Below are 21,412 nucleotides of genomic sequence, written 5' to 3' on the forward strand. Positions count from 1 at the left end.
CTAGCTGTTCAGGCATATAAGAAAACGCCTCCCAATAAGGAAGGCGTTAAAGATTATTCAGAAGTTGAAAATGAAAACGTAACGCCGGTGAGTTGTTCCGAGACTTCCCAAAGTTTAGCTGAGACGGCTTCATCGTTCGCAGAAGCATGGGGTGTATCAATCGCCGGGGAGCCTTTTCGCTGCCCTTTGCCGTCTGGACCGATATATTCTCCGCCTTTTAGATCCGGATTGATCGCTGCATAGACGGTGGGAAGTGCGCCCATTGCAGGTGGCTGCAAGAAACGGTGCATCAAGGTCTTCATCCAGCCCGGCGCATCCGATTTTCCGAATTTAAAAAGGTTTGTGGCAGATATCCCGGGATGGCAAGCAAGGCTGATAGTGGGCAAGCCATGCTGTTTCAGGCGCTTATCCAATTCTTGTGCGAACAAAAGGTTAGCGAGCTTGCTTTGGCCGTAAAACTTCATGGCTTTATAGCCTTTCGAGCCGTCTAAATTGTCGAAGTCAATCGCTGCTCCTTTATGCGCCAAGCTGCTCAAACTCACCACACGAGAGCCTTCTGTCTGAATTAGTAAGGGCAAAAGAAGTCCGGTCAACGCAAAATGGCCGAGATGATTGCCGCCAAATTGCATTTCAAATCCATCTTTCGTTTTTGAATAAGGAGGCGTCATCACTCCGGCATTATTAATAAGAAGATCTACTGTTGGAAGCTTTGCTTTCACTTCTTCAGCAAATGTCCGGACGCTTGATAAGTCAGCCAAGTCTAAATGCATAATATCGATTTTCGCTTCCGGATGCCGAACTAAGATTGTGTTTTTTTCTGCTTGGGCTTTTTCTTCGTTTCGGACAGCCATGATTACTGCTGCACCTTCATTTATAAAAACTTTCATCGCTTCTAATCCAATGCCGCTATTGGCACCGGTGATGATGGCCGTTTTTCCTTTTAAATGCTTTAAAGCCATTTTCTCCAACTCCCTTTTAGAAATATCTTTTCTGTCTCATTTTCTATTCCCAAAATAACATAACTCAACCTTAGTACTAACTATTCAGATTGGCATAAGACTTTGTGAGCAGATAAATAGCATTCTATAAAAAATCGGCGTAAACTACAAAAATGTAGGGAAGTTATTTATTAATACGAGGAATAGAGGAGAATGGATATGAATTACAAAAACGTAACCGTAGCAGGAAGCGGTGTACTTGGAAGCCAGATCGCTTATCAAACAGCTTTTAAAGGCTTCAACGTAACCGTCTATGATATTAATGATGCCGCAATCGAAGCTTCGAAAGAAAGAATTGCTAAGCTTCAGGAAAATTATAAAAAAGATTTGAATGCAAGCGACGAAGAAGTGAAAGCTGCTTTTGAGCGCATGGCTTTCCATACGGATTTGGCAACAGCCGTGGCGGATGCAGATCTTGTCATCGAAGCAATTCCGGAAGTGGTTGCCATCAAAACCGAATTCTATACAAATTTAGGCAAAGTGGCACCGGAAAAAACGATTTTTGCCACAAACTCATCAACTTTATTGCCTAGCCAGTTCGCGGATGCAACTGGACGCCCTGAAAAATTCTTGGCGCTTCACTTCGCCAATACGATCTGGTTGAACAATACGGCTGAAATCATGAAGCATGCGAAAACCGATATGCAGGTATTTGATGATGTGGTTGAATTTGCAAAAGCGATCGGCATGGTGGCATTGCCATTGCATAAAGAACAGCCAGGCTATATTTTGAATTCTTTGTTGGTGCCGCTGCTTGACGCGGCTGAATTGCTCTTAGTGAATGAAGTATCAGATGCTGAAACAATCGATAAAACGTGGATGATTGCAACTAAAGCACCGATGGGTCCTTTTGCGATATTAGACATAGTTGGCATCAATACAGCTTACAATATTGTATCAGCGAAAGCTGAGGCAACTGGCCGTGAAGACTACAAGAAGCTCGCTGCCATGCTGAAAACCGACTATATCGACCAAGGAAAATTAGGGAAAGCAACAGGGGAAGGGTTCTATAAATATCCGAAGCCGAATTATTTGAATCCTGATTTTTTGAATAATTAAGAGTGATACTTTAAAGCCATCCGCAGCAGCTGCTGCGGTGGCATTTTTATTAGCGTTTTGTTCAAGTGGGAATTAGGGTATTCTGTACTACTGGCAATATGCCTGGAATGTTCAATGGACACCATCTTCGAAGGAGTGAAAATAGATGCCATATGCCAAAATCGATGAATCTTTATCGCTTTATTATTATACGCAAGGACAAGGGCTTCCGATTGTTTTTATCCATCCTTTTGTTATGGGACATAATGTTTTCATGCACCAGGAAAGCCTCGCTGAAAATTATCGGCTGATTTTCTACGATTTGGCTGGCCATGGACAAAGCACAAGCGGCAATACTTCTCTGACTATCGAACTCCTCGCGAATCATTTGAAAAAATTATTGGATCATCTAAAGGTGGAGAAAGCAGTAATCTGCGGCTATTCCCATGGAGGGTTGATAGCCCAGGAATTCGCGTTGCAGTATCCTGAAAGGACGTCTGCTTTGATTTTAGCCGGTGGCTATTCGGAATTGAATAATTTCACACCGAAATTTTTTATCAAATCCGTCATGTATATGGCGAAATTCCGCCAAATTCCTTTAGCTGCCAAACTGCAGGCAAAACTGAATAAATATTTTCCAGAAGATGAACAAAAGATATATGAGTATGCCAAGCATACGGATGCGGAACGGGCTTATGAATTCTGCAAGACGGGCCTTCACTACAAATCCACATATTCCCTTTATCGCTTAAAAATGCCGATCCTGCTTGTCTATGGGGAGTTGGAAAAACCGATGCACCATTACCGCTTCCCGTTTGAAAAGGCAGCTCCCCAAACGCAAGTGGTGTTTGTCGAAAAAGGAACCCATCAAGTACCGCCTCAATTTTTCATGGAATTCAATGCAGCGGTTAATGGATTTTTAGAACCATTAACTGATGTAAGGAGGGACACACGATGAAAAATGCCATCCGCTTGATTGGACCAACGATCATGATCTTTATCGGGCTGTGGTTTTTTGAAAACGTCGTTATCACATTTCTTCTTTTCTATAGCTGGCTCCTGTTTGTACCGATGATCGACAAAGCGTTTCCAAAAGAGCAGTTAAAGTTAACGAAGAAATCAGCTATATTAGGGATCATCAGCGGCCTGATTTTCTTCCTTTTCATTTATGGAGGCTTGGAATGGCTTCATGTGTATTTACTGGATATTGACAGTTTGAGGGTTCTATTATTGGAGTGGGGATTTTCTGGAGCTGGTGAAATCGGGCTTGTTTTAGTTCTGCTGCTCGCCAACCCAATCTTAGAAGAAGTTTATTGGCGGGGCTATATGTTCAATCGGCTCCGGCAGAAAGGGACAGCATTTTCAGCCATCGCGCTGACCGCTCTTTTTTATACCTTATATCACCTCCTGTCGATCATTCCTATATTTGCAGCAGGATACAGCTTTGCCGCTGTCATTCCTGTCTTGATTGCCGGTTTGTTCTGGGGCTTTATCCGTGAAAGGACCGGTTCTATTTCAGCAACAATGATTGGCCATGTCCTGGCAGATTTTGGGATTATGTGTGTCTATTGGTTTATCATTAGAGGATAAACTGATCCGTACAAAAAATGGGGATTTCAACCGTTTTTTTTATGATGTATATCGTTCGGCCTATATTATTCTTTGGAAATTAAAGGGTATATTAGAGAGAGAGTTTACGAGAAATCATCGCGCAGGAAAATGCGAATAGGGGGTAGGCCGTTCATGAGAGAAGCAAGTGTCGAATTGGCAAAGCAAATTGGCCAAACTAAAGGTGCCCATGTTTTTTATAGTTACAACCAATTGGAATCGTATATTGAAAATGCGGTATCGTTTATTGTCCAAGGGCTGGCACAAGGAGAGCGTGTGCTGTTTGTCGAAAATAGACGCATTTCTCCAATGGTCTTTAAAGAGCTGCAAAATTCATTATCTGAAAAAGAGATGGAAGGCATCCATTTTATCAATAACTTTGATTTCTATTGGCGCAACGGGAATTTCCATCCTCCGACTATTTTAGCCCATTTTAAAAAAGCGACCGATGTTTTTGTTGAGAATGACTTAGCCTTCCGGACATGGGGGCATATTGAGTGGGGACACGAGCAAGACATTCTCAATGAAATTGAACTTTATGAAAAAAATGTAGCCAGCGAAGTGGAAGAGCGAAACGCGATTTCTGTGTGTGCTTACGATGCTTCCCATGTCTCTGATGATTTAAGGCGGCGGCTGATTGCTTGCCACGGCTATTTAATGACAGACGACTCGATTACTTCTTTGACTGCGAAATAATAAAGGCGTTTCAGGAAATTCATTTCCTGGAACGCTTTTTGCTGTCTGCAAGAACTTCGGCTAAACTAGAAGGAGCATTTGGAATCTACTAAATGATTGGACTGAGAGCATGTTTAAAATCATGATTGTTGAAGATGATTTAACGATTGCAGGCGTTTTGAATGAAGAATTGAAGAAATGGAATTATGAAGCTTTCATTGTGGAGGATTTCGGCAAAGTGATGGAGGAATTTGCAGAAAAGAACCCTCAGCTTGTGCTGATGGATATCCAATTGCCGAGTTTCAATGGCTATTATTGGTGCCAGGAAATCCGCAAAGTTTCCCAAGTCCCGATCATTTTCATTTCTTCGCGCAATGAAAACATGGATATTGTCATGGCGATCCAGATGGGGGCAGATGATTTTATCAGTAAGCCTTTTGATCTGACGGTCGCGATTGCCAAAACCCAAGCGCTTCTCAGAAGGACTTATGATTTCAATGAAAGTGATAATTTCCTGAACTTCAATCGCGCGGTGTTAAAACCTTCGGAATCGAAATTGTATTATGCCGAACAAGAAGTGGATTTGACCCGGACTGAACTCAGAATTTTGGAATTGCTGTTTTTACATAAAGGCGATTACGTCGCAAGAGAAGAAATCATGGTTAAATTATGGGAAGATGAGTCGTTTATCGATGACAATACCCTGGCTGTGAATGTGGCCAGACTGCGGAAAAAATTGACGCAAGTCGGACTGTCGGATTTAATTGTCACGAAAAAAGGAGTGGGCTATGCGCTCAATAAAGAGGCCGCCCATGCGTAGTTCTTTTAATCGGACCATCGCACGGAATTTTCTCTCGGCGATACGCGGACAACTTCTGGTCTTTTTTGGCATGCTATTCATTTTTGGACTCATTTATATATTAGGGAAATTGCCAATCGGCCTTTTTCTTTATAGCGTGGAACTCTCGGCTTTTCTTTTTGGCATTTATTTAATCATTCGTTATATCCAGTATGCTGAGCGATACAAAACGATTGAAGCTTTTCATACAGCTGACATCTCAAGAGTGGTTGAGCTTTCAGAAGCGGTGCATTCCACGGATCGATTGTATCTGCAGAAAATCGCTTTTTTGCTGGAAGAACTGAAAGAGAAAGAACAGACCCATCTCGTGCGGCAAGCCGATCAGCTCGATTATTTCACCCTTTGGCTCCACCAGATTAAAACGCCGATTTCAGCGATCAGTTTGTTGACGCAAAGTTCAATGGCGAAAGAAGCCAAGCAAATTTCGCAGGAATTGCTGCGGCTTGAAGATTATACCCATATGGCGCTGAATTATGTGAAATTGGAAGAAACCGGTGCAGAGATGGATTTGGCTTTAGTGGATTTAGACGAAGTGATTAAGAGAGCCGTTAAGAAATATTCCATCCTCTTTATCTACAATGGCATCAAACTCAATTACGAGCCGCTTCAGTTGAAAGTGCTGTCCGATGGAAAATGGCTGCAGAACTTAATCGAGCAAATCTTGTCGAACAGCTTAAAATACACGGCGAGCGGCTCCATCTCCATTTATGTGGATCCGTCCCATCCGCAAACCCTGCTCATTGAAGATACAGGCATCGGCATCCGGCCGGAAGATTTGCCGAAAGTTTTCAAGAAAGGCTATTCGGGATTTAATGGCCGCCTTCACGAAAAATCAACAGGGCTCGGGCTATTTCTCGGCCAGAAAATTGCTGAGCGTCTTGGCCACACGCTCAGCATCCAGTCTGAGCTTGGCAAAGGAACGCGTGTGGCGATCCAGATGGCGAGAGAAGAATACACGGATTTTGACTGACGGCGCTTTCGCTTTCCTCGTTGTCCAGACTTCAACAGCCAGGTTCTCGGGTCATAAGCCAGCCCAGCTGTGCGGCAAAGAACACCGCTTCGCTGTTCCGTCTTATGCCTGTCGAACCTAAGCGGCTGTTTCCGCTTTTCTCAATCATTCTTACGAAATCGTAAGATACGTTTTGTCTTTGTAAGAATAGGTACAGGCACCCCGTTTTCGAATGGCCTATGATTAAATGCAAGGAGGGGTTCGCAATGGCCTTATTGGAAATCAAAAACCTTAAAAAAATATATACAGCCCGTTTTTCTGCTCAGCAGACAGAGGCGTTATCAACAGTCAATTTTTCAGTGGAAAAAGGGGAATTCGTTTCCATTATGGGGGAATCGGGTTCCGGGAAAACCACTTTATTGAATATCATCTCGACTTTGGACGATGCCACATCAGGGGAAGTTTACCTTGACGGCAATCCTTTATCCAAAATTAAAGACAAAGAGGTTTCAGCATTCCGCCGCAACACGTTAGGATTTGTGTTCCAGGATTTTAATTTGCTCGATAACTTCTCGATCAAGGACAATATTTTATTGCCTTTAGTGTTATCGAAAACGCCAATTGATGAAATGGAGGCCCGGTTGACGCCGATTGTCCGGAATCTTGGAATCGAAGCGCATATCGATAAATATCCGTACGAAATTTCAGGCGGCCAAAAGCAGCGGGTAGCGGTGGCACGCGCTTTGATTACACAGCCCAAAATAATTCTGGCGGATGAACCAACAGGAGCCCTCGATTCGAAAGCTTCTCAAAACTTGATGGAAATCTTAAAAGGCATCAATGAGGAAGGGCAGACGATTTTAATGGTGACTCACAGTACGCGTGCTGCGAGCTTTTCAAAACGGGTGCTGTTTATCCGGGACGGATCGGTTTACCACGAAATTTACCGGGGAGACCAAACGGCAGATGAATTCATGGATCGCATTTCGCAATCATTGACGGTGTTATCGAGCCGGGGTGAAGGGCATGAATAACCGTTTCTTTTCATCGTTAGCGCTGCGGAATATCAAGTCGAATAAAACCTTATACATTCCGTATTTGCTATCATCCATCGCAATCATCATGATGTTTTATTTGATGGCATCGTTGTTGGCGAATCAATTTGTGCAGCAACGTTCTTCTGCTTTGCCTACTCTGTTTTCGCTTGGTGTCATCGTCATCGCGATTTTTTCAGTCATTTTCATTCTTTATACGAATAGCTTCGTCATCAAGAAAAGAAAAAAGAAATCGGCCTTTACGGAATCTTGGGTCTGGAGAAAAGGCATGTCGCGAAAATCTTATTGTTCGAAACAATGTTTACAAGCTTGACCAGCATTTTGACAGGACTGGTGGCAGGACTTGTTTTTGGCCGCCTTTTCTTCATGCTGTTGAATTATTTACTGAAGCTGCCAACGGATATCGCCTATGTCGTAGCCATCAATCCGATGCTTTGGACCATCCTGCTGTTTTTGGCAATCTTTGCGATTACTTATATTTATAACGTGAGCCAATTCACTTTCTCGAATCCGATTAAGTTATTGAAAGGCAAGACGGAAGGGGAAAAGGAACCGAAAGGATCAATCATCCTCTTTATTTTGGCACTTGTGTTCCTTGGCTGGGGATATGGAATTTCGTTGACGATTCCTGACCCGATCAGCGCCATTTCAAAATTCTTCTTGGCCGTATTTCTTGTGATTATCGGCACCTATCTGTTATTCATCTCGGGATCGATTTTCATTTTAAAAGCGCTGAAGAAAAACAAGCGAATTTATTATCGTCCAGGTGCATTCATCTCCATTTCCGGGATGCTGTACCGAATGAAACAGAATGCAGTAGGCTTAGCGAATATTTGTATTTTAGCTTCCATGGTCATCATTGCGCTGTCGACGACTTTGACGATTTTTATCGGCAGCGAAGAAACTCTGGAAAATCGTTATCCCTTTGAAAACAATATGAGTTTATTCGGTGATCCGGAACAGCCGGAACTTATCCAGCAGCAATTCACTGAGCTGCAAGCGCATTACTTGCAGGAAACGGAAAAGTTGGGGCTTGAAGTGACAGAGATGGAGGCGCTGCGTTTCCAGTCCATCTACGGCTCGCTTGACAATAATCGCTTTAATTTTACAGGGGCCTTTGATGGCTTGGAGCTCAATGTGTTTGGGCAAGTTATCCCGTTGGAAGATTACAATGGAATGACTGGAAAAACCATTGAACTGGCAGAAGATGAAGCCTTGTTTTACCATTCAACTGGAAAGTATACAAAGGAAGAACTGGTCATCGGCGACCGTCTTTACCAATTGGCGCCGATTGAAAATGACTTCAGCTCTGAAACGGGATTGACGGAAACCATCGTCCTGGTTGTCCCTGATATGTCTCATATTGAGGGGATGATGGCGGCTTATCAAGAGCAATTCCCGGATGCGCCGGTTGTCGGTCTTTCTGCAGACATCGGCTGGAATACGACAGGTACGGAAGAAGAAAAGATGGCCTACGGCGATCATATCCGCATGCAATCTTACTCGGTCGAAAGTGCAAACTATGAATCGCGGGGCCTTCAGCGTGAAGATTGGTACAGCACAAATGGCGGATTCCTGTTTCTTGGCATTTTCCTCGGATTGCTGTTTACCATCGGAACGGTATTGATCACGTACTTCAAACAAGTTTCGGAAGGATTCGATGACCGGGAGAAATTCCAAATCATGCAGAAAGTCGGATTGGATAAAGAAATGATCCAGGACTCGACCAAATCCCAGATTATTTGGATGTTCCTGTTGCCGATTGTGGTTGCTACGATCCATGTCATCTTCGCATATCCCATCGTCAGCAAATTATTGACGCTCTTTGGCATTACGAACGAAAAAACGTGGCTGCTATCCTTTATCGGCGTCGTTATCGCTTTTGCTGCCATCTATTGGATCATTTACCGCGTTACGTCAAAAGTCTATTACAGCATCGTGAAATAAAAAACAGCCGCTCTACCGAATGGAAATCCCGGTAGAGCGGCTATTTTTGTTTTAAAGTTTTCCTTCTAGGTAGCCGTAGCCTTTTTCAGCCATGTCTTCCTGTGGAATAAAGAGGATGGATGCACTATTGATGCAATAGCGGAGTCCGCCTTTGTCTTTTGGACCGTCATTGAAGACGTGGCCTAGGTGGCTGTCGCCTGCCCGGCTCCGTACTTCGATGCGGACCATATTGTAGCTGGTATCTTCATGTTCCGTTACAACTTCCGGTTCAATCGGCTTGGTGAAGCTCGGCCAGCCGCATTTGGAATCGTATTTGTCAGCAGAAGAGAAAAGCGGTTCACCGGTCGCCACATCCACGTAGATGCCGGGCTCGTAATTGTCCCAGTATTCATTGGAATAAGCCGTTTCCGTATCGTTTTCCTGTGTCACTTTGTACTGGGCTTCGGTCAATGTCGCTTTCAATTCTTCGTCGCTCGGCTTCGGGTAAAGGGAAGCGTCGATAAGCGACGGAACGTCTTGATCTTCAAGTGAATCGAATTCCACATGGCAATAGCCGTTCGGATTTTTCTCGAGGTAATCTTGGTGGTACTCTTCCGCCAAATAATAATGCTCGAGCGGTTCCACTTCGGTCACGATTGGATCATCGTATTTGGATTCTTCCGCAGCCATCACGTTTTCAATCACAGCACGGTCCGCTTCGTTTTCATAATAGATGCCGGTGCGGTATTGTTCTCCGCGGTCGTTGCCTTGCTGGTTCAGCAGTGTAGGATCGATGATCATGAAATAATGGCCGAGCAGCTTTTCGAGGTCGACACGTTCCGGATCGTAGCGAACATGAACGGTTTCAGCGTGCCCGCTATTTTCTTTTGTCACGTCCTCGTAAGTCGGATTTTCCGTATTGCCGTTTGCGTAGCCGGAAGTCACATCATAGACACCGTAAACGCGTGCCATATAAGCCTCGACTCCCCAGAAACAGCCGCCCGCAAGCCAGATGTCTTCCAGTTGATCTTCATTAAATTGCAATCCTTCATTCGGGTTGTCCGGAAATTTGGATTCTGCCTCAGCTGAACTTGAGCCTGCCGCATTCAAATTCAATTGCGAACATCCTGCTGCGAGGAGAAGCAATAATAGCCCAAGCAGTAAACCCACTTTTTTCGTTGCCATCATTGTAAGCCGCCTTTCTTTTAGTTGATCGATTCGAAGGTTTCTTTAATTTCTGCGTTGCTGAAATGCCCGGGAGAGCTTTTCACAAGAGTTCCGTCAGAGCCGATATAGGCAGAAGTCGGGTAGGCAAGAACTCCATATTCATCGAAGAACGTACCGCCTTCGTCCAATAACACTTGGATATTCTCGGTGTTTTCGACGCCTTTAAACCATTTCTTAAACGACTCGCTGTCTTTCTCTGCATTTGAGCTTGGTGAAACGATGGACAACACGACAAAATCATTTTCTTCTCCAGCAAGCGTATTCAACTCTTCCATGCCGGCCAGGCAAATCGAACACCAGGAAGCCCAGAATTTCACGTATACTTTTTTGCCTGCGTATTCGGACAAATCATGGGTCTTGCCTTCTAAATCGGTAAGTTCGAAAACAGGAGCCGGTTTGCCCGGATTGGATTGCTCGGCATTTGCTACAGACTCTTCATTAGAACAAGCGCTTACTATTAAAATGAGCGACATCAGCAAGATTAGGGGGACCATCGCTTTCATTCGGATCATCCTTTCCTGTGTAGTTTTCTTAGTTAGTTTGGCAAATCTCTCTCTTTCCATCATATAGCGCTTTTCAAGGAAATGATAACGAATGGACTTGATAGAAAACAAGAAAATGACAGATAAGTCAATAAAACAGTAAAAGGGTTTATTTCGTATAACGCGCTTCTATCTTTTGGTAGGGAAATTGGAAAAAAGTTCTTTCATTTGAAAAAACACTTTCCGGTTCAGCCAAAAGACTGAATTATCATGAGATGAAAGCATTTATCTACAATTTCGATTTTCTATCCTTTAAGATGAGTAAGGAGACAACCGTTTTAGAATATCCTTGAAGGGTATTTAACATACAACGAGTAATCATCGACTTGAGGAGGAATAGGGATGGCGATAAAGATTGATAGCATATTCGAACCATATACATTTACGGCAGGATTAAAAGTGAAGAATCGCGTCATGATGGCACCGATGACGACTTCTTCATCGGATGCAAACGGAGACGTGACAGAAGATGAATTGAAATATTATCGTCGCCGCGCGAAAAGCGGACTGGGTGCTATCATTACGGCATGTGCACATGTTGAGCCGCTTGGAATCGGCTTTCCGAATGCGTTCGGTGCCGATTCCGATGACCGGATTGGCAGCCTGACGCGATTGGCAGACGCCATTCACGAAGGCGGAGCAAAAGCGATTTTACAGATTTACCATGCTGGCCGCATGTCGAACTCGAAATTATTGAATGGCGAACAGCCGATTTCAGCGAGCGACATTCCGTCTGTCCGCCCGAATGCTGAAACACCGCGTGAAATGTCGGAAGCCGAAATCCAAGAGTCCATCAAAGCTTTCGGAGAAGCGACGCGGCGCGCTATCGAAGCAGGCTTCGACGGCGTGGAAATCCACGGCGCCAATACGTATTTGATCCAGCAATTTTTCTCCCCACATTCCAATCGCCGGACGGATAAATGGGGCGGGGGCGTGATGGAACGCATGGCATTCCCGCTCGCAGTAGTGGAATCGATTCAAGAAGCGGTAGCGAAATATGCTGAAAAGCCGTTTGTCGTCGGTTACCGGGTCAGCCCGGAAGAACGTGAAGAGCCGGGTATCACGATGGATGATACCTTAAAATTTGCTTCGGCTTTAGCCGATAAAGGAATCGATTATGTGCACGCTTCCGTCGGCAAATTCTTCGGCGGTTCCATCCGCGAAGAAGATAACCGTTCACGTGTCGCAATGCTCCAGGAGCATGTCGGCGACCGTGTTCCGGTCATTGGAGTTGGCGGTTTGCAGACGATCGACCAAGTGAAAGAAGCATTGGACGTCACTCCATTTGTTTCACTTGGACACGCGTTGATCATGGATCCCGATTGGCTGCTAAAAGTGAAGAAAAGCCAGGAACACGAGATTTACCAAGCGCTCTATTTGAGCAAAAAAGACGAATTGGATATTCCGGAAGACCTTTGGAATACCATCGTCAACATTCCAGGCTGGTTCAAGATCGAAGATTGAGAAAAGCTGCTCTAAAAGAGGCATCTATTGGCGGATGCCTCTTTATTTGCGTTCAGAGAAATTTATAAGCGCTCAGCGAGATAACTATTCAAAAAAGCCGGTTGCACACATGCGCAGCCGGCTTTATCTTATAGGAGAAATAAAAACTGGGCAGCGACTAATGCTGCACCCCCGACAGCAGGGAGGACTTTTAAGGAAATGATGCCCGATTTTGTCGCAACAAACGGTTCAAATGGATCCTGCGCAGGAGAACCTAAATAGTGAAGGAACCGGTTCCACTTGCTTGCTTTCATGGGGAAGTCCGGAACTTCCACCAAGTCTTCCTGCAGCTGTGCCAGCAAAAGCAGGTCTTTATCGGATGGCTTTTGATTCATCGTAAAATCCCTCCAAATCGTTTTTTAGTCGTTTCGTCGCCCGGTGCAGCCGCGATTTCACGGTGCCTTTTGGAATGCCGAGAATCTGTGCCATTTCTTCTTGGGATAAATCATGGAAATAAAATAAGAGAATGACTGCGCGTTCCGTTTCAGGAAGATTGGCCACAGCGTTCCTCACCGTCATCTGTTCCGGCGGAGACAACTCTTCTTTAGAGCGGGGCACCAAAAACGGCAGAAGAGACGACAGTTTTTTGCGCCGGTTTAATTTATTGACCATTAACCGGTACGCAATTTGAAAAAGGAAGCTTTTGAGCGTCCCTTTCTGTGGATCGAACTTTTGTTTATGGTCCTGCAGCTTCATGAACGTATCCTGAACAATATCAATGCTCAGCTGCTCAGCTGCTCATCTCGGGTATAACGGAAAATGAACGAATACAGCGGCTTTTGCATCAAGCGATAAATGCTGTCTAAAGCATTGGCATCACCTTGTTGGTAAGCCGTCATCAACTGCTCCTCAGATTTCTCCACTTCCGTCTCCCCACCGTTCTTTAATGGTTTTCAATGTAATGGAAACGCGGCTGATCAAGTAGATGATGGTGACGAGCGACCAGACTTGGGATTGATTCGTAAAAAATTGCACATAAGGGTTTTCGACAGATTGCCCGGTGGAAATCAGCAAATTCAATGCTTGTATACAAATGATCGTATAAATCGCCAGTGCCAAAGTCAAGCTATCAAAAACATTCCAGCGTAAATAAATCGTTGTTTTTTTATAATTGATCTTTCGGTTCTCCCTCACAATATACTTTCTATCCATCGGTATGGCGATGCCTAAAATGACCGTCATCATCACAGCGACTACGATTAATGAAACAATCCATCCTGTTCCCATTGTTTCCACTTCCTTTTTGTATGATTACTTACTATACAAATGAGAAGAGGAAAAGGTTCATCTAGATTGCTTTTTTTAACGATGCGCGCGTTTATCCGAAAATGCGCGCGTTCAAATCGATTTGTGCGCGCTCATATGAAAATGCGCGCGCCTGCAACAAGATACGCGCGTTCAGAGAAAATTAAGCGCGTTCAGCAAATTTATTCCATAAAAAAAGCCATTTGCAAATTGCAAATGACTTTTTCTACCAGATTAAGCCGAAGATTCAGCAGCTTGATCCGAAAGGCGCCGCTGTTTTTCTTGCCGCTTTCCGAGGAAATTGACAATGAGTACACCGCTGATGGCGATGACGCCGCCGATAAGCGAAAGTGCAGATGGAAGTTCATGCAGCCACATCCAGGCGACGACTATCGCAACCGCAGGTTCCAGGTAAATCAAGCTGGAAACGGAGCTCGCATTCGCAAGCGATAAAGCGGTTGCCCATGTGACGTAAGCGATCGCGGCAGGGAAGATGCCGACATAAAGCGTAGACAGATGAGCTTCGATGGTGGCATTTTGTAAAGCTGAGAAAATGCCGGATGAAAAAATTAGGAAAGGCAACGTGCCGGCCCACGTAAAGTAAGCGGTCAGCTCAATAGCAGAATAACGTGTCAACAGCGGTTTCTGGAAAACGAAAAACACGGCGGAAGCGCATGCTGCAATCAAGACCAGGACAGCACCGTTCGTCAACGTCAAGGAAGCATCGGCAGAACCGAATGCAATGAATAGAATTCCGACAAACCCGATTCCGAGTCCGATCCAGCCGATTCTGGTCAATCGCTCTTTCAAAAAGAAAGCCGCGATGAGTGCCGTGAATATCGGTCCGGATCCGACGAGCATACCGGCGGTTCCTGCAGAAATGGTTTCCATGCCGAACGTAACGAAAATATGGTAGAGGCTGATGCCGATCCAGCCAAGCAGCAAGATTCTTAAAAGATCGCTTTTTTGCGGCAGGCGGAATTTCGTTCCCGGCCATAAAGCATAAATCAGAAAAAGAATGGAAGCGACCATGAAGCGGACAAGGACATTTTGGCCGGCATCATAGCCGCCTTGTAAACTGACCCGGATGGCAGCAAATGAAGAGCCCCAAATCAGGACAGAAAATAAGGCTAATGAAAAAGCTTTCGAATTCAAAAAATCTCCTCCGGTACCGATCAATTACTGTATTTTCCTTTTGATAAAAAAGAGGAATGTTTTTACAGACAGCTTCTATTATATTCGCTATTAGGAGAAATGTCTTTGGTTTTACATTAAGGCTACAAGCAATATGGGAATTGTAATCAAGCTCGCGACTGTGCTGATGAACATCGCACTGGATACCATATCCGGATTCATCTTAAAGTTAATGGCTAGCAGTGTGGTGGTAGCAGCGGCTGGAGTGGCAGCAGAAAGCAAAAGCACCCGTGTTTCAAGGGAAGCAGCCGGATAAAGCAATAACAGCAGAAGATAGGCAATCAATGGAAAAATCGCAAGTTTCAAAACAGTTGCAGTCGCAATGAACTTGATGACATTTTTGATTTGGATGGAAGCCAATGTCACGCCGAGCAGCGTCAGCATCGTTGGAATCGCCGCTTGACCCAATAAGCCTGAAGCATTTTCAATCGATTGCGGCACAGGAATCTGAACCAGTTTCAAGAAAAGCGCTGTTAAAATGGCGATAAAGCCCGGCATCCGGATGATGGTCCGGAAAATATCTTTTTGAGAAGTTTTGCCGTTGCTTGAAGCATAGTAAATACCGGCGGAATTCATCAGAAAAGATTGCGTGACAACATAAATGATCGCGATGGCCACACCTTCATCCCCGAAGGCGAAGAGCACAATCGGCAGCCCGTAATTTCCGGTATTGGGAAATCCGCTCGCCAGCATCATGGTATTTTTATAAGCCAGTTCCCATTTGAAGACAAATGCTGCAATTTGGATGAATACCGCATAACAGGCAAATAAAAGCAGTGCGAAACCGGCAATTTTGGCTAAGTCGTTCAATTCCAAAGAAGAAACCGTCACGGAGTGGAAGAAAAGTGCCGGACTGAAAACATAAATGCAAAGGTCCGAAATGGATTTGGAATGAAGCGTCATATATTTCCCGATAAAAAAGCCGATGCCCAGCAAAAGAAAAACAGGAAGGATTACATTGAGGATTTCTGCAATTACCAAAACAATCATCTCCAATAACACATCAATCAAATTTATTTGTATGTTTATTATCATAACGTAAATTTCTAGGCACAAACGGATAATCGAGATGATTATCCAATTGAAAAATAAAACAAGCTTCAGGAAAAATGGAGTCCTGAAGCTTGTTTTATTAAGGGCGGCTGGACTGCCGCAATTCATCCAAAGCGTTTTCTTGGATGATCATATCCGAAACTTGCAGCTGTTTAGCCGCCTTGCTGATTTGTGGTTCACAGCGGTCAAACGGAATTTCCTCTTCCGTTTCAATGGAATAACAGGTGCCAGATCCAACCGGCTCTGTGAGATCGGGCAAATAATAGACATCTTCATAGCGGAAAGAACCGTCGCGGAAGACCGTTAGATTTTCTTCCTCGTCCATCAAAGACTGCCCGAGCACATAAGGTTGGCTGATGCCAAGAATGGCTAAAATGGTCGGTGTGATATCGATTTGGCCACCGCTTTTATCGATGGTCTCACCTTGAACAAGCTTTGGCGGCTTGATGAATAATGGCACTTGCCGGTTGAGTTCAAACTGGTCGACCCTAGACTCGACTTCTAATTCCTTGGCCATTTCGCTGCCGTCTTTTTGAAGGCCGCTGTCATGGTCGCCATAGAAGACAACGAGCGCATCATCCCAGATGCCTTTGTCTTTCAGCTCTTGGACCATGGCCCCAACAGATCCATCCACATAATGGATGGTCTGGTAATAGCCTTTTAAGAGCGGATCCTCGTAGCTGGATAAATCAAGGCCCCGGTCTTCTTCCGGAATTTCATACGGGATATGGCTCGTCAATGCGACAAGAAAAGCAAAAAACGGCTGTTCCAACCTTTCCATATGGCTAATGGAAGTCGTAAAGAATTCCGTATCATTCACCGCCATCCCAATTTTCTTTTCTTCCGGGTAATCTTCTTTGCTGAAAAACTGATCAAAACCGATATTTTGATAGAAGCTGTCCCGGTTCCAGAAATCTTTTTCGTAAGCGTGCATGGCGGCAGTGGTATAGCCATTTTCTTCTAAAGCTGCCGGCAGCGAATCGAATTCATTTTCTTCGTACTGCGTATAGACAGAGCCCGAACGCAGAGGCTGCAGCGAAGTATTCACGATGAATTCGGCATCGGATGTTCTTCCTTCATGTGTCTGGTGATAGAAGGACGGGAAGTACAGCATTTCTTCAGTGAGCTTATTTAAATTCGGCGTCAATTCCTGGCCGTCCACTTCGTGGTGAATGACACTGCTTTGGAAAGACTCAAGCTGCACGAGGATGACATTCGGCTGCTCTTCGGCAGCTTCGGTATTTTCTCCGCCTTTATTGGCTTTTCGAATGAGTGATTCTTCCTCAGCTGTTACGCGATTTTCTTTGCTGACGAGATCAATTCCGCCTTTGGCGAGATCAAGTCCATGATAGCCCCAAAACCCGAATTGATAATAATCCTGCATATCGGCGATAGTGGGATCGAGTGGGGAAGCGCCTTTTACAAAATAATCCGTCAGCATCGGCATAGCATATAACCCAATTCCGGCAGCTAACACAATGCCGGCATATTTCTTCCGATTTACATTTTGGATAGAAGCATGGCGTTTCCTTGAAAACCAAATGACTGCGCCAAATAAGAGCAAGTCTGCAAAAAAGAAAAAGTCAGTGGCTTGGATCAACGTTAAAAATCCACCGCCGACATCATTGATTTGAGTGATATCAGACAGCAAGGAGATGGAAAGGAAATCTTCAAAATAGCGGTAATACCATAAGTCGGAAATCAATAAGGTGCTGTGGAGAAAGAGCAGAAACAGAAGGATCCATTGCCTTGTTTTTGCTTTTAATAGCAAGGTCCAGCAGGAGAGAATCAGGACAGTGGCGAGATTCAAGAGGAAAAAGCCAAATTCGAATTCAGTTCCGCTTAAAGAGCTGAATAAAAAGATTTTGGAAATGGACATTATAATGTAAATGATGTAATCAAAAAAAAACATGAAAATCCCTCCGCAGCATTAACTTTCAAATCATCTGTTGTCTTCCTCCTTACCTCTTTTAAAGAAGACAAAAACCTTTTCGACAGAGAGATTTAGTTTTAGAGCTTCAAGGATAAGGTATAAAGAAGGGAAGAACTCTTAAAGAAACAGAGTCGCCGTGGAAAAAACGATATCACATTGAATTTTCTCCATTGGAAAATAAGCTTTAAACCATAATCCAGAAAGGACCGGTGTGAAAATGGCATCGCAACACTTTGTAGATTCCGACATCAAAGAAAAAATTGAAGAACAGCTAGGGAAAATCGATCATTTTACAGCGGTGCGCTGGGCAGCTGATTGTGCGGAGCATGTGCTTTCCTATTATGAGAATTTATTTCCGAAAGATCAGCGTCTGCATAAAGCCATAGAAGCAGCTCATTTATGGACAAAAGGCGAAGTGAAAGTAAGGGAAGCACGCAAAGCAGCATTCGAAGCCCATGCTGCAGCAAGAGAGACGGAAGATGAGGCGGCCGCGTCAGCAGCGAGAGCTGCCGGACAAGCAGTGTCAACTGCCCATATGGCCGAGCACGCCATCCATGCTTCCACCTATGCGGTCAAATCAGTCGCTTTTGCAAAAGATTTCAGCGAAGATGCAGTGGCAGAAGAACGGAAATGGCAATACCAGCGGCTCCTGGAAATGGAGTGAAAACAGATTCAGCGTAAAACCGAGAGGAAACTCTCGGTTTTTTTTATTTTTCTGGACTATTTCTTCATTATGTTTTTCGAACATTGAAAAAGTATAGATGAAATTAAAAGAGTGCTAGTGATAGCGCTTACATCGTTTTGTTTCCTAGCTATACTGAAAAAGAAGACGAACAAAAGATTGAAAGGGGAATGGCAATGAAAACTAAGGGGAAAAAGTTTACATTATTTCTTGTCTTAATGATATTTGCATTGATTACTGCAGCTTGCAGTGATGAAGGCGGAGATTCAGGCAGCGGTGGAAGCAGCAACGGACAAGTAGACGTTGGGATCGTCTTGCCGACAAAAGATGAACCAAGATGGGTTCAGGATGAGCAGCGTTTCAAAGATGCATTGGCAGAAACAGATTATTCAACTGAAATTCTCTTCAGCCAAGGATCGTCTGCAAAAGAAAAAGAGAATGTTGATATTTTATTGAATAAAGGGATTAAGGTATTGATCATCAGCCCGCACGACGGGGCAGCGGCTGCAGCAGCGGTTGAATCGGCTAAAAAAGACGATGTGACAGTCATCGCTTATGACCGATTGATCACAGATACAGATGCAGTAGATTATTATGTAACATTCGACAGCTTGGCAGTAGGTGCTGCACAAGGGCAGTACTTGATCGACAACGCTGAAGGCTCAGGTGTTCCTTTGTACCTGTATGCAGGAGCTTCTTCTGATAACAATGCTTTCTTATTCTTCCAAGGCGCTTGGAGCGTATTGCAGCCGAAAATTGCAGATGGCACATTTAAGATTGCCAACTCAAGCGAAGCGGAAGCATTAAAAGATACAGCGGAATTATCGCGCGACCAATTGAGCAAAATTCTTGGACAAGTGACGACAAACTGGGATCCAAATGAAGCGAAGAACAAAGCACAAACTCATTTAACGGGTGTAGCTGCTGATATGAAAGGCGATGTATCCATCTTAGCGCCGAACGATGGAACAGCACGTTCGATTGCGGATGTTTTCTCTTCTGATGGAGACATCACAAATTACACGATTACGGGACAGGATGCAGAAAAAGCGTCTATTCAATACGTAATTGATGAAAAGCAATCGATGACCGTTTTCAAAGACGTCCGCACACTTGTAAAAGATGCAATCGACATGGCTGTTACAGTTCTTGACGATGGAACTCCAGAAACAACGGGTTCTTATAATAACGGAACAGCTGATATTAAAGCGAAGCAAACAGATGTTATCGTTGTCGATAAAGAAAATGTGAAACAAGAACTGATCGATTCCGAGTACTACGAAGCAAGCGAATTCACGGGGCTTGAATAGAATTGAAAAGGCAACAGCGAAATAGTGATAGAGCCATCTATCACTATTTCGCCTTTCTGCTAATTGTTTGCTTAAAGGAGGATTATCAATGAGCGAATATATTTTGGAAATGAAAGGGATTTCCAAGGAGTTTACAGGAGTTAAAGCACTCAGCAACGTAAATTTCAAAGTGAAAAAAGGAGAAATCCATTGCTTGATCGGTGAGAACGGAGCCGGCAAATCGACGCTTATGAAAGTACTCAGCGGGGTCTATCCTCACGGGAATTATGATGGGGATATTATCTACGAAGGAGAAGTCCAGAAGTTCAGCAATATCAGCGATAGTGTAAAAGCGGGCATTTCCATTATCCATCAGGAACTGGCTTTATTCCCGGATTTGACAGTATATGAAAATATATTTGCTGGGAACGAAGTAAAGCGAGGGGCGTTCGTAGATTGGAACCAAACTGTCGTTGAAGCCCAAAAAATGTTGAAAAAAGTAAATTTAAAAGTGAATCCAGAAACTTTGGTAAAGGATTTAAGCGTCGGCAGACAGCAATTGGTTGAAATTGCAAAAGCCTTGAGCAAAGAGGTTAAATTGCTGATCTTGGATGAACCGACTGCCGCTTTGAATGAAGACGATAGTGAGAATTTATTGGAATTATTAAAAGGCCTGAAACAGGAAGGCATCACGTGCATCATGATTTCGCATAAGCTGAAAGAAGTCATCTCTATTGCCGATAAAGCGACCGTCCTGCGAGATGGACAAACAATTTGTACGCTGGATGCTGCAGACGGACCGATTTCAGAAAGCATCATTATTCAAAACATGGTAGGACGCGAGATTAAAGACATTTATCCGAAACGGCCGAATAAGAATATCGGCGATAAGATTTTGGAATTGCACAATTGGAGCGCTTTTGATGTGGAATTGGGCCGCGAAGTGGTAAAAGATGTGGATTTCCATATTAAAAAAGGGGAAATTGTCGGCATTGCCGGGTTAATGGGTGCGGGGCGAACTGAACTAGCCTTGAGCATTTTCGGCAATCCGAAATCGTATAAAGTTCAAGGCGACCTTTTGCTGAATGGGAAGAAGCGCAAGTTTACCCACACAAAAGATGCGATTAAGGCAGGCATTGCTTACGTCACCGAAGACCGTAAAGGCAACGGGCTTTTCCTGCTCCAGGATATTAAGAGCAATGTATCAGCAGCAAACTTAAAAGGCATTTCTTCAAACGGTATTTTAAACGGCAACGAAGAAATCAAAGTAGCGACAGAATACAAAAAATCCATCAATATCAAAGCTTCTTCTGTCGAACAAAATGTCGGGAATTTAAGCGGCGGAAACCAGCAGAAAGTATCACTTGGAAAATGGCTGTTTGTCGGCCCGAAATTATTGATCCTGGATGAACCGACGCGCGGAATCGATGTCGGCGCGAAGTTTGAAATATACACCATCATGAATCAGATGATCAATGAAGGCTTGAGCATCATCATGATTTCTTCAGAACTTGGAGAAGTGCTTGGCATGAGCGACCGGGTTTATGTAATGGGCGAAGGGCGGATCAAAGGCGAAATGGCCATTGAAGAAGCGAGCCAAGAAAAAATAATGCAACTTGCAACGCATTAGGAGGTA

At 44.1% G+C, this 21,412-nt stretch carries 21 protein-coding genes and 1 pseudogene; 13 read left to right on the top strand and 9 right to left on the bottom strand.

Annotated features, from left to right (window positions below):
- Positions 1 to 53 precede the first annotated feature (53 nt).
- Complete coding sequence (locus L0M13_RS04360; protein ID WP_235198492.1) at positions 54 to 959, bottom strand: oxidoreductase; 906 nt, start codon at positions 957 to 959, stop codon at positions 54 to 56.
- Between the two features lie 198 nt (positions 960 to 1,157).
- On the opposite strand from L0M13_RS04360, the gene L0M13_RS04365 reads away from it, so the two are divergent.
- The 9 genes from L0M13_RS04365 to L0M13_RS04405 all read left to right on the top strand — a co-directional run bounded on the left by L0M13_RS04365 (position 1,158) and on the right by L0M13_RS04405 (position 9,129).
- The gene (locus L0M13_RS04365) at positions 1,158 to 2,057 is read left to right on the top strand and encodes a 3-hydroxyacyl-CoA dehydrogenase (RefSeq protein WP_235198496.1); all 900 of its coding nucleotides are present in this window, start codon (positions 1,158 to 1,160) and stop codon (positions 2,055 to 2,057) included.
- Positions 2,058 to 2,202: 145 nt separating this feature from the next.
- The gene (locus L0M13_RS04370; protein ID WP_235198497.1) at positions 2,203 to 2,994 is read left to right on the top strand and encodes an alpha/beta fold hydrolase; all 792 of its coding nucleotides are present in this window, start codon (positions 2,203 to 2,205) and stop codon (positions 2,992 to 2,994) included.
- Positions 2,991 to 3,626, top strand: coding sequence for a CPBP family intramembrane glutamic endopeptidase (locus L0M13_RS04375; RefSeq protein ID WP_235198499.1), 636 nt, complete (start codon positions 2,991 to 2,993; stop codon positions 3,624 to 3,626). The genes L0M13_RS04370 and L0M13_RS04375 overlap by 4 nt, the downstream gene beginning before the upstream one ends.
- A gap of 153 nt (positions 3,627 to 3,779) precedes the next feature.
- Positions 3,780 to 4,340 carry an MEDS domain-containing protein gene (locus L0M13_RS04380; protein WP_235198500.1) on the top strand — a complete coding sequence of 187 codons (561 nt, stop codon included), beginning with the start codon at positions 3,780 to 3,782 and terminating at the stop codon, positions 4,338 to 4,340.
- 109 nt (positions 4,341 to 4,449) lie between these two features.
- Entirely contained in the window at positions 4,450 to 5,139 is a 690-nt protein-coding gene (locus L0M13_RS04385) for a response regulator transcription factor (RefSeq protein ID WP_052652580.1), read from the top strand.
- A complete protein-coding gene (locus L0M13_RS04390; RefSeq protein ID WP_235198501.1) occupies positions 5,132 to 6,148 on the top strand; it encodes a sensor histidine kinase in 1,017 nt (338 codons plus the stop codon). Before L0M13_RS04385 ends, L0M13_RS04390 begins: the two co-directional genes overlap by 8 nt.
- A gap of 245 nt (positions 6,149 to 6,393) precedes the next feature.
- Positions 6,394 to 7,161, top strand: coding sequence for an ABC transporter ATP-binding protein (locus L0M13_RS04395; protein WP_235198502.1), 768 nt, complete (start codon positions 6,394 to 6,396; stop codon positions 7,159 to 7,161).
- A complete protein-coding gene (locus L0M13_RS04400) occupies positions 7,154 to 7,495 on the top strand; it encodes a hypothetical protein (protein ID WP_235198503.1) in 342 nt (113 codons plus the stop codon). Before L0M13_RS04395 ends, L0M13_RS04400 begins: the two co-directional genes overlap by 8 nt.
- Positions 7,432 to 9,129, top strand: a complete 1,698-nt coding sequence (locus L0M13_RS04405; RefSeq protein WP_235198504.1) for an FtsX-like permease family protein — start codon at positions 7,432 to 7,434, stop codon at positions 9,127 to 9,129. Before L0M13_RS04400 ends, L0M13_RS04405 begins: the two co-directional genes overlap by 64 nt.
- Before the next feature lie 51 nt (positions 9,130 to 9,180).
- Here L0M13_RS04405 and msrB read toward each other — a convergent pair whose 3' ends face one another.
- Together msrB and L0M13_RS04415 are read right to left on the bottom strand one after the other, a co-directional pair.
- On the bottom strand, positions 9,181 to 10,293 hold the full coding sequence (msrB, locus tag L0M13_RS04410; protein WP_235198505.1) for a peptide-methionine (R)-S-oxide reductase MsrB: 1,113 nt from the start codon (positions 10,291 to 10,293) through the stop codon (positions 9,181 to 9,183).
- A gap of 20 nt (positions 10,294 to 10,313) precedes the next feature.
- On the bottom strand, positions 10,314 to 10,838 hold the full coding sequence (locus L0M13_RS04415; RefSeq protein ID WP_235198506.1) for a TlpA family protein disulfide reductase: 525 nt from the start codon (positions 10,836 to 10,838) through the stop codon (positions 10,314 to 10,316).
- Between the two features lie 381 nt (positions 10,839 to 11,219).
- Here L0M13_RS04415 and L0M13_RS04420 point away from each other — a divergent pair, with 381 nt between their 5' ends.
- Complete coding sequence (locus L0M13_RS04420; RefSeq protein ID WP_235198507.1) at positions 11,220 to 12,341, top strand: NADH-dependent flavin oxidoreductase; 1,122 nt, start codon at positions 11,220 to 11,222, stop codon at positions 12,339 to 12,341.
- Between the two features lie 128 nt (positions 12,342 to 12,469).
- Here the strand turns inward: L0M13_RS04420 and L0M13_RS04425 are convergent, their stop codons facing one another.
- The 6 genes and pseudogenes from L0M13_RS04425 to L0M13_RS04450 all read right to left on the bottom strand — a co-directional run bounded on the left by L0M13_RS04425 (position 12,470) and on the right by L0M13_RS04450 (position 17,784).
- Positions 12,470 to 12,715, bottom strand: a complete 246-nt coding sequence (locus L0M13_RS04425; RefSeq protein WP_235198508.1) for a hypothetical protein — start codon at positions 12,713 to 12,715, stop codon at positions 12,470 to 12,472.
- Positions 12,693 to 13,219, bottom strand: a pseudogene (locus tag L0M13_RS04430) (RNA polymerase sigma factor). Before L0M13_RS04430 ends, L0M13_RS04425 begins: the two are co-directional and overlap by 23 nt.
- Positions 13,220 to 13,229: 10 nt before the next feature.
- The gene (locus tag L0M13_RS04435) at positions 13,230 to 13,607 is read right to left on the bottom strand and encodes a group-specific protein (RefSeq protein ID WP_235198509.1); all 378 of its coding nucleotides are present in this window, start codon (positions 13,605 to 13,607) and stop codon (positions 13,230 to 13,232) included.
- A 252-nt stretch (positions 13,608 to 13,859) separates the two neighbouring features.
- Positions 13,860 to 14,780, bottom strand: coding sequence for a DMT family transporter (locus tag L0M13_RS04440; RefSeq protein ID WP_235198510.1), 921 nt, complete (start codon positions 14,778 to 14,780; stop codon positions 13,860 to 13,862).
- Between the two features lie 111 nt (positions 14,781 to 14,891).
- Positions 14,892 to 15,854, bottom strand: coding sequence for an AEC family transporter (locus L0M13_RS04445; protein ID WP_235198511.1), 963 nt, complete (start codon positions 15,852 to 15,854; stop codon positions 14,892 to 14,894).
- A 97-nt stretch (positions 15,855 to 15,951) separates the two neighbouring features.
- Complete coding sequence (locus tag L0M13_RS04450; protein ID WP_235198512.1) at positions 15,952 to 17,784, bottom strand: LTA synthase family protein; 1,833 nt, start codon at positions 17,782 to 17,784, stop codon at positions 15,952 to 15,954.
- A 238-nt stretch (positions 17,785 to 18,022) separates the two neighbouring features.
- On the opposite strand from L0M13_RS04450, the gene L0M13_RS04455 reads away from it, so the two are divergent.
- The 3 genes from L0M13_RS04455 to L0M13_RS04465 all read left to right on the top strand — a co-directional run bounded on the left by L0M13_RS04455 (position 18,023) and on the right by L0M13_RS04465 (position 21,406).
- Positions 18,023 to 18,469 carry a putative immunity protein gene (locus tag L0M13_RS04455; protein WP_235198513.1) on the top strand — a complete coding sequence of 149 codons (447 nt, stop codon included), beginning with the start codon at positions 18,023 to 18,025 and terminating at the stop codon, positions 18,467 to 18,469.
- 194 nt (positions 18,470 to 18,663) lie between these two features.
- Positions 18,664 to 19,797 carry a sugar ABC transporter substrate-binding protein gene (locus L0M13_RS04460; RefSeq protein ID WP_235198514.1) on the top strand — a complete coding sequence of 378 codons (1,134 nt, stop codon included), beginning with the start codon at positions 18,664 to 18,666 and terminating at the stop codon, positions 19,795 to 19,797.
- An 88-nt stretch (positions 19,798 to 19,885) separates the two neighbouring features.
- Entirely contained in the window at positions 19,886 to 21,406 is a 1,521-nt protein-coding gene (locus tag L0M13_RS04465) for a sugar ABC transporter ATP-binding protein (protein WP_235198515.1), read from the top strand.
- The last annotated feature ends 6 nt before the right edge of the window (positions 21,407 to 21,412 follow it).

This window comes from Planococcus sp. 107-1 (assembly GCF_021513255.1).
Classification (GTDB): domain Bacteria; phylum Bacillota; class Bacilli; order Bacillales_A; family Planococcaceae; genus Planococcus.